10 protein-coding genes, 1 pseudogene and 1 riboswitch are annotated in these 8,921 nt (G+C 50.7%); of the genes and pseudogenes, 2 read left to right on the forward strand and 9 right to left on the reverse strand.

The window, feature by feature from the left end; all coding sequences use genetic code 11:
- The 8 genes and pseudogenes from Q0231_RS01080 to Q0231_RS01115 all read right to left on the reverse strand — a co-directional run.
- A pseudogene (locus tag Q0231_RS01080) lies at positions 1-452 on the reverse strand (thiazole synthase); the annotation flags it as partial.
- Between the two features lie 5 nt (positions 453-457).
- On the reverse strand, positions 458-655 hold the full coding sequence (thiS, locus tag Q0231_RS01085) for a sulfur carrier protein ThiS (RefSeq protein ID WP_299343909.1): 198 nt from the start codon (positions 653-655) through the stop codon (positions 458-460).
- Entirely contained in the window at positions 624-1,631 is a 1,008-nt protein-coding gene (gene thiO, locus Q0231_RS01090) for a glycine oxidase ThiO (RefSeq protein ID WP_299343913.1), read from the reverse strand. Before thiO ends, thiS begins: the two co-directional genes overlap by 32 nt.
- A 4-nt stretch (positions 1,632-1,635) precedes the next feature.
- The gene (gene thiC, locus Q0231_RS01095; RefSeq protein ID WP_299343916.1) at positions 1,636-3,453 is read right to left on the reverse strand and encodes a phosphomethylpyrimidine synthase ThiC; all 1,818 of its coding nucleotides are present in this window, start codon (positions 3,451-3,453) and stop codon (positions 1,636-1,638) included.
- 98 nt (positions 3,454-3,551) lie between these two features.
- Positions 3,552-3,676, reverse strand: a riboswitch (TPP riboswitch).
- Between the two features lie 213 nt (positions 3,677-3,889).
- On the reverse strand, positions 3,890-4,582 hold the full coding sequence (locus Q0231_RS01100) for a CBS domain-containing protein (protein WP_299343919.1): 693 nt from the start codon (positions 4,580-4,582) through the stop codon (positions 3,890-3,892).
- Positions 4,583-4,773: 191 nt separating this feature from the next.
- Positions 4,774-5,565 carry a DUF2189 domain-containing protein gene (locus Q0231_RS01105; RefSeq protein ID WP_299343922.1) on the reverse strand — a complete coding sequence of 264 codons (792 nt, stop codon included), beginning with the start codon at positions 5,563-5,565 and terminating at the stop codon, positions 4,774-4,776.
- A 61-nt stretch (positions 5,566-5,626) separates the two neighbouring features.
- A complete protein-coding gene (locus Q0231_RS01110; RefSeq protein ID WP_299343925.1) occupies positions 5,627-6,163 on the reverse strand; it encodes a hypothetical protein in 537 nt (178 codons plus the stop codon).
- Positions 6,156-6,545: a hypothetical protein gene (locus Q0231_RS01115; protein ID WP_269393518.1), complete on the reverse strand. Its 390-nt coding sequence runs from the start codon at positions 6,543-6,545 to the stop codon at positions 6,156-6,158. Before Q0231_RS01115 ends, Q0231_RS01110 begins: the two co-directional genes overlap by 8 nt.
- A 107-nt stretch (positions 6,546-6,652) precedes the next feature.
- On the opposite strand from Q0231_RS01115, the gene Q0231_RS01120 reads away from it, so the two are divergent.
- The gene (locus tag Q0231_RS01120) at positions 6,653-7,534 is read left to right on the forward strand and encodes a sigma-70 family RNA polymerase sigma factor (protein WP_269393517.1); all 882 of its coding nucleotides are present in this window, start codon (positions 6,653-6,655) and stop codon (positions 7,532-7,534) included.
- Here Q0231_RS01120 and Q0231_RS01125 read toward each other — a convergent pair.
- On the reverse strand, positions 7,531-8,376 hold the full coding sequence (locus tag Q0231_RS01125) for a hypothetical protein (protein ID WP_269393516.1): 846 nt from the start codon (positions 8,374-8,376) through the stop codon (positions 7,531-7,533). The two genes, Q0231_RS01120 and Q0231_RS01125, sit on opposite strands and share 4 nt — an antisense overlap.
- A gap of 298 nt (positions 8,377-8,674) precedes the next feature.
- Between Q0231_RS01125 and Q0231_RS01130 the strand changes: the two genes are divergently transcribed.
- Positions 8,675-8,921 (forward strand): hypothetical protein (locus Q0231_RS01130; protein ID WP_299343931.1); only part of this gene is annotated, 247 nt, incomplete at its 3' end.

Genomic DNA, 8,921 nt, shown 5'->3' on the forward strand with positions numbered 1-8,921 from the left:
GGCATCAGCACTTCGCACCCCGCGCGCAGCAAGCGCTCGGCCACCGACAAATCTTCGGTGCAATAGGGAAACACATTAAATCCCTCGTCGCTCAAAATACGGGCCGCTTCCACCAGCGCCACAACGTCGGGGCAAAGACTGTCGTTTTGTGCGATCAGCTCAAGTTTGATCCAGTTGGTTTTAAACACCTCACGGGCCATATTTGCTGTGGTCACCGCTTCTTTGACCGTGTGACATCCCGCCGTATTGGGCAGCACTTTAACGCCCAAGCCTTTGATCAATTGCCAAAAGCTCTGCCCTGCCCCTTCAGGCCCGCCTTCACGCCGCAACGACACAGTTACAATTTGTGTTTCCGACGCTTTTACCGCATCTGCCAAAACCTGTGGCGAAGGATAAAGCGCGGTGCCCAACAACAAGCGTGAGGTAATTTCAGTGCCATAAAATGAAACCATTCGCCTCACCCCCCCTGCATGGGCGCAAGCACCTCAAGCGCATCACCTGCACTTAAAGCCGTCTTTGGCCAATCGCTTTGGGGAACAAATTCACCATTTAAAGCGGTGGCGACCCGTTGCTCGGCAAAGCCCAATTCGGTCATCGCCTGATCAAGCCTTTTTGCCTCAACCTCAAGCGGTTGCCCATTGATTATGATCTTCATCCATAAACTCCGCTGGTTGATTTGAACGACAAAGAATATCCGCCGCCATGCGCGCGCAGGCTGGGCTCAACAAGTATCCGTGTCGAAAAAGTCCGTTGATGTGCAATCGATCATTGACCCAATTCACCCGAGGCAAATTATCTGGGAACGCGGGGCGCAATTGGGCTCCAGTTTCCACAATTTCTGCCTCCCCAAAAGCGGGGTGCACCGCGTAAGCTGCATTGATCAAATCAACCATCGACTTTGCGCTCACACCGCCAGCCCGTTCGCTTTCAATCTGCGTCGCACCGATCATATAAAGGCCTTCGCCACGCGGCACGATGTAAACCGGAAACCGCGGATGAGCGAGCCGCACCGGGCGGCTTAGCTGAACATCATCGCATTTCACCACCAGCATTTCACCGCGCACGCCACGCAATTGGGGCAAGAAATCGCGTGCCGCCAATCCCCGCGCATCAATGATTTTGCCACCCGGCGTCACGTCCTCAAGCGTTGCCCCATAGTGAAATTTCACCCCTTGTTCGCAAAGATGTTGGGTCAGTGCCAACAGGGCCGCGCGCGGGTCCATATGCGCTTCATCTTTGAAAAAAAGCGCTTCGGCGAACCGCTCTCCTAGATCAGGTTCCAGCGCTGCCAATTCTTTTTGCTTCAGCCATTGGTGGCATTTGGTACGCGCACCAAACCGCTTCAATTCGTTGCGATCACGACTTGTGCTGACAACAATTGAGCCACGTTGCACAATGTCTGGCACATATTTTTGCCACCAGGCCAATGCTTCGCGCCCCAGCTCAACCACAATCGGCTCAGCCATATCAGCCTCGCATTCAGGGGCCAACATGCCCCCCGCATACCACGAGCAACTCTGTGCGCCGGGCGCTGCGCCACGCTCCACAATTTCAACATCAACCCCGCGCGCCACCAATTCGGTGGCGGCGGTGAGGCCAGCAACGCCGGCCCCCAATATGGTGACCCGCATGGCCCTAGCTCCCGCTGAGCGCTTCAAGTTCCTCAGGCGTCATATATAAATTGCCACCCGATTTATACTTTTCAGCCATGGCCGCCATGCCCTCTTCATTGGCTTCAGATCGAATGTCGTGGCTGATCTTCATCGAGCAAAACTTTGGCCCACACATGGAACAAAAATGGGCCACCTTATGGGCTTCTTTGGGCAAGGTTTGATCGTGAAAGTCCCGCGCCGTATCAGGATCAAGCGAGAGGTTAAACTGATCTTCCCAACGAAACTCAAACCGCGCCCGACTTAACGCATCGTCGCGTATTTGGGCGGCGGGGTGCCCCTTGGCCAAATCCGCCGCATGGGCTGCAATTTTGTAGGTGATTACCCCAACCTTTACATCGTCACGATCCGGCAATCCCAAATGTTCCTTCGGGGTGACATAACAAAGCATGGCGGTTCCAAACCAGCCGATCATTGCCGCACCAATTCCCGAAGTAATATGGTCATATCCCGGCGCAATATCAGTGGTCAGCGGCCCAAGCGTATAAAACGGGGCTTCGCCACAGACCTTAAGCTGCTTGTCCATATTCTCTTTGATCTTGTGCATAGGCACATGACCCGGACCTTCAATCATCACCTGACAGTCTTTGGCCCATGCCACTTGGGTCAATTCGCCAAGGGTTTCCAATTCAGCAAATTGCGCCGCATCATTGGCATCGGCAATCGAGCCCGGACGCAGCCCATCACCCAACGAAAACGACACATCATACTTGCGGCAAATATCGCAAATCTCTTCAAAATGCTCATAAAGAAAACTCTCCTTATGGTGATGCAAGCACCACTTCGCCATGATTGAGCCGCCGCGCGACACAATGCCCGTCACGCGTTCCGCCGTTAAGGGCACATAGTGCAAACGCACCCCAGCGTGAATGGTGAAATAATCCACCCCTTGCTCAGCCTGTTCAATCAAGGTGTCCCGATAAACCTCCCACGTCAGGTCTTCAGCAATGCCATTGACCTTTTCGAGCGCCTGATAAATCGGCACGGTGCCAATGGGTACTGGTGAATTGCGGATAATCCACTCGCGGATATTGTGAATATTGCGGCCGGTGGACAAATCCATCACGGTGTCCCCACCCCAACGGATCGCCCAAACCATTTTGTCCACCTCTTCTTCCATGGAAGAAGTGACCGCCGAATTGCCAATATTGGCGTTGATCTTCACTAGGAAATTGCGCCCAATAATCATCGGCTCCACCTCGGGGTGGTTGATGTTCGCCGGGATCACTGCTCGACCCGCCGCAACTTCATCGCGCACAAATTCAGGCGTCACATAATCAGGGATAGATGCGCCCCAATCTTCGCCGTCACGCTTAAGTTTTTCTTTGAGTTCCGCCCGCCCCAAATTCTCACGAATGGCAATAAATTCCATTTCTGGTGTAATCACACCAGCGCGTGCATAAGCCAACTGGGTGACCGCTTTGCCATCCTTAGCGCGCTTAGGTTGATGCAGGTTCGGAAACTGTGGGGTCAGTTTTGCATCTGACACAAACCCATTATCCGCCGCGGTGATCTCGCGCCCCTGATAGGTCTGCACATCACCGCGTGCCTCAATCCAACTTTCACGCAATCGGGGCACACCCTGTTCAATCGTGTTGGAAAATCCATCTGCTGTATATGGGCCCGAACTATCGTAAACCACAACTGGAGGCTCATTGGCGCTTGGGTTCAATGCGATTTCACGCATGGGCACCAGAATGTCCGGGTGAATTTTGCCAGGTTTGTAAATTTTGCGCGAGGCCGGCAATGGCCCGGTGGTGATTTGAGGAGTAATAGCGTTCATTAAGGTCGCCCCTTTTTTTAAAAGTGGGACCCAATTCAACGGCTTAGGCTTCAAGAAAGTGCAGTTGCGGCTTAGATTTCACCCATTTTGGGCGACAGGAAAACGCAAGATGACCGTCCCTACGCCAGCGTTAACTGGATCAGGTTCAAAGGGTCGTCGCGCTGAATGGAAACCCATTCCAGCGACCTCTCAGCTCCTTGTCAGAGCCCCCCTGGTTACGCGCACAAACTGATATCGATTTGAAAACTTGTCAAGCGCCTTATCACAACCCCCCTTAGACTTTGCGCTAAGATCAGGCAGAAGAAATCACGCCGAGAAACCAATAACCGGTATAAGTATCAACGAGATAAGGAACCTTTCAAGTCAATCCATTTTAGTGTTTTAAGGCCGTAGCCAGACGGCTTTTCGGCTCTGCAACCACTAAGAGATGAATTGATCAAATCCCCCAAGCATAACCGGGCAATCGACCCAAGTTGTACGTCACATTTTCTATTCCAGCGATGTTTTCCACGGCAACTTTGACCGCTTTTTCTTCAGCTTGCGACGACGCAACACCCCAAACATCAACTTGGTTACCTTCAACAATGACGTTGAGGTGGTTGATGTTCAAATCTGGCACTTCGGACAAGGCCTCAAGGATAATCGAGCGCTTCTCAAGGTCGGTAGCATCTCTTTTGATTTCTCTTTTTGGCGTTGCCGCCAAGGCATGCATCAAATTTGCGCGACTTACGATACCAAGCAATTTGCCATCTTTGACAACAGGCACGCGTTTTATGTGCTTTTCAGCCAACAGGCGTGCCACTTCACCCACTTGCATATCAGGTTCAACCGAAATGACCTTTTTCGTCATGACGTCTTCAACGTGTCGCCCGCGCAGCGCAACAAAATCTTGGGCAGTATCCTCTCGGCTTGAAACCATACGCAACCACCAAGATTTTGGTCGATCATTTGCGCCTTCCACTCGCCGCATTAAATCGCCTTCAGAAACGATGCCTTGAACGACCCCCGCTTCGTCCACCACGGGCAGAGCGCTAATATGGTGTTTGATCATTAGCTGAGTTACCTGCTCCACGGTGGAAGATGTTGCAACAGAAATAACCTTGGCTGTCATAATGTCTTGAGCTTGCATGGCTTGGTTTCCTTTCGTTTCTTAGGAACCGCGCAGCAAGTATTTCGAGCCAACTCGCGCGCTACAGTCCCCAACAATCCACCCATAGCTGAAAGGATGGTTGCGCGCCTTGACGTGCGTCAACCACCCCAATCCCAATCAATTGGTTTCATCAGTTTCTCGAAATGCTGATATGGGCTGAGATCAGTCCACTACGCGTGCACGACAACCTTTGTATAAAGATGCCATGTGGCATGCCCCAACACAGGCAACACCACCAAAAGCCCCATAAAAGCGGGCAACATGGCAACAAGGGTGAGGCCACCAACAACCAGCGCAAACCCGAGCATGGGCAAAAAGTTGATCCGTACGGCGTTGAAACTTACAATAATCGCAGAAACAAAATCGATATCCCTCGCCATCAACAAAGGCATGGCCACAACAGTTGCGGCGAATAGCGAAAATGAAATCAACGCCCCGATTATCGTGCCCACGGCCAGAAAGCCTAGCCCTTCAGGCGTTGTGGTGACGATGCTCAAAAACTCGCCAAGTGACGAATATGTTTTGAACCCCAAGAACAAGGCCATCACCAACCGAATTTGATAGACCCAAATCCAAAAGATGAACAGCACGACAAAAGCCATCCAACCCAGCTGCCGCTCCCTTTGTCCGAGAATCAAAAAGAATATCTGACGCCAAACCAAAGGCTCACCGGCGAGCAGCCTGCGGCTCACTTCATAAGTACCAACCGCCACAAATGGCCCAACCAGGGGAAAGCCGATGGCCAACGGAATAATCATCCAAGGCATGTTGTAAACCATCAAACCGGCCCAAATCGCCAGTCCGCCAACGGCATAAAACCCGCCAAAAAACAGCCCCAATAGGGGCGCTTTTTTAAAGTCTTGCCAACCAGCAAGCAATGCGGCGCGCACATCTGAAAAATGAATGGTTCTTACGCTTGGCAGTTTTGGTGGCTGATAGGCCTCTAGTCCCTGATCGCTCATAAATTCCCCCCTCAAGGTAGTTTGAGAATAGCAAAATTTGAGGGAGGAGCAATGGATTAAACTACTCAGCCGCGATTTGAGTTTCGGGGCCAAAACGCAATATTGCGCAGGCCGCAACATCACCCGTTGCGCGTTTGAGCACTGGATATATCCGCCCACAAGCCGCGGCAAAGCTGGCGGCCACTGCCGCTTCTTCGCCATACCGCCGGACAATTTCAGCCCGCAACTCAGCCGTATTCGCCCCACCAGCAATTGCACTTTGCGCAAATAAATAACCCAAACCGCAATCGCTTGGTGTTTCGGCATGGCCTTTTGCACATTGTTCAAGCTCCTTGGGAGCCACCCCAATTTCAATCGCTTGATCCACAATCAATTGCGCACAAGACCCACAATCAGCATCAAGTGTTGACGCCAGCGCCGCGCCTGCCCACACGTCTTTTGCGGCCTTTGGGCCCCTATAAAGACTTAAGATCGGCAACAAGCCTAAACGCCACCCACCGCCTTTAGATTTGTCGATGATTTGATGCATATAGCTCGCGTCATAATCATATTGCTTTTCAAAGCTGGCGGTACTTTTGTGCAAAACTGTTTTAAGCATGGCGATAGCTCCTTTTAGGGGACTGACAGGCAAGCAACAACGCGCCCCAAGCGGGCAACTGAATGCCAAAAAGATTACTGACGGCAATAAAATCAAGCGGAATGCCGCGTTGAAACCAAATGAAAATATGAAATGCGGCGTGTAAAGCCGGCCACAAAGCACCGCACACTAGGGCGGTTTGATCATGCCGCACCAATCCATATGCCATGGCCAAGCCACTCATTAAAAACACCAAGCCAATATCCATAATGAAATGCATATTAAACGGTCCGGTTTGCACCACACCAGGCGTTGTTTGATACCAAACCATGGGGGTAAAAAACATAAAACCCGCCAGCAAAAGGAACCAGCCAACAAAAATCCATTGCACTGCTCGTGCCATCTTTTTCTCCTTCGTTTAAAGTCTAGACGCAGCAGCCCGTAGATTTGTGACCGGCATGGTCACATTTTTATGGCCCAATCGTCTTATTGCTAGTGAAGGAGGGCGTAATGTCAGATTTGGACCAAGACGAGATGTTCGAAAATGAACGCAAACGGCTTTTTGGCCTTGCCTACCGCATGCTCGGCTCAGTGGCAGATGCGGAAGATATGGTGCAAGATACTTGGGTGCGCTGGAGCAAGGTGGACGGCACTGCTGTCGATAATCCGCAAGCTTTCCTCACCACCATTATTACCCGTTTATCGCTGGATCAGCTTAGATCCGCTAAGCATAAGCGGGAAACCTATGTGGGCGCATGGCTGCCCGAACCATTGGTCGCAGATCAATCCACTGGCCCCGATGAGATGATACAAAAGGCAGACGATATTTCCTTTGCGTTGATGTTGACCTTGGAAAAATTATCCGCTCCCGAACGCGCTGCCTTTTTATTACATGATGTGTTTGATCTTGGGTTTGACGAAATCGCTAAAACACTGGATCGCACTGAGGCCTCTTGCCGCAAACTCGCCTCCCGCGCCCGTCAAAAAGTGCGCAGCGAAGGGGATGCAGCTTTGCCCATGTCAACGAATGAGCCATTGGTGACGTCATTTTTGGCCGCCCTTAAAACAGGCGAGTTGAGTGAATTTGTGGACTTTATCGCTGAAGATGCAGTGTTGGTCACCGATGGCGGTGGCGTCAAATCCGCCACGCTTTTGCCTATTTATGGCCGGGAGAAAATCATGCGTTTCTTTTTCGGCCTTGGTGAAAAATTTGGTCGTCCCAATCCTAGTGATATTAAATTGATCACCATTAACGGCACCCCTGGAATATTGATCCGCGAAGATAAAAACGACGTACAAGCTTGGTCGATAGCCTGGACGACAGACGGCCAAATCAAACAGCTCTACATTATCCGCAATCCAGAAAAACTAGGTCATGTGGTGTTTGACTAGGCCTGCACCTCTTGCATTTGCTTTTCTTGCACCAAAGCTTTGTACAACTCTGACAAAAGACCAACCGTAAAGAACATCAAGAGATAACTGAGTAACGTGGACAATATGGCACCCAAGGCCGTTTTAAGGTCCGTGATTAAACTTGCTCCAAAAATTACGGCCTGTAGTGAATTAATCAAAGTCAGGATGAAGGAAAACGCGAGAGCTAGGATGAGTATTTGGACAAAATGCTGACGTGTATAATGGAAGCTGTCTCTGAATTTGAAAGATGACAATGGCTTATGGTGCGTCGGTTTTTCAAGCGCGATAGCTGGGAGCTTGAGCCCCCAAAATAGAAACACGAGATAAATGACAAAATTACCCGCAAAGGTTGGCCAAAAGACGTCAAATCCAGTTTGCGGTTGTGTTGGTATTGCTCCATTTTCAGCACTGCTAACGACGGCCCATGTTGATACAAGTATAGCCAAAATCATAGGGACGATGAAGAGGACCACACCCGTCCAAAAATAGCGCTGCACGGGCCATCCTTCTGGCCAAACGATAACCTTTTTAGGCACTTCCCCGAGTACCAAGAACCGATGCCATGCTATCGCAACAATTGCTGCCCCAACAATTGTGACAAAAATCATCAGCGCACCAAGTGGCAACCAAATCGGCCAACTTTGGCTCATGATCCACGGCATGGCCGCGCCCGTGTAAACATCGTTTGTCGATCCAGCTGTGATCAAAGGTAGGCCTGCGATGACCATCAGCGGCACCCAAAAAGCCGATATTTTGTAAATGGTGTCGAAATTGTTGATCGTGGCAAAAAAGCTGCGCTTGATGATCTCTATGCTCAGCATAAAAACTCCAAAAATATGACTTAAAATCGAGTGCAATTTGTCGTTTCGGGCTTGTAGCGTCAAGAAAGGAATTACGTATAAGAGCGCGCGTCTAACCTTTCACCCAAATGCAACGCGCTGTTACATCCATTTGTTCACATTCAAATTGACAACTAGAACAAAACATGAACATTTAGGGAGTCTGGAATTTATAGAGTCGGAACAAGGACATGGAGCATTACCAGCAAAAATGAATGCCGGTTTTGCAGTTCGAAAATCCGACAATAAGACCAAACCACCCTTTTAAGGCCAGACGGTTATGCACAAGGACAAACACAAGGAGCTAATCAATTTACGCCAGCATTTGCAGCGGATCGAGAAATCTGGCGTGCAAAAACACGGCGTCAAGTCTACGCAACCCACGCAGTCGCCAAAACTCTTAACCCCGGCCAATGACGACAAGCCACCAAAGCCGCTCCAACTGCCCCCCTTGCTCGCAAGGGCGCAGGGCTTGGTGGCCGCTCAATTACCCCAATTGGTGCCCCCCCTCACCTCTGATATTTTGG

The organism is uncultured Maritalea sp. (genome assembly GCF_937139385.1).
Taxonomy (GTDB): Bacteria; Pseudomonadota; Alphaproteobacteria; order Rhizobiales; family Devosiaceae; genus Maritalea; species Maritalea porphyrae_A.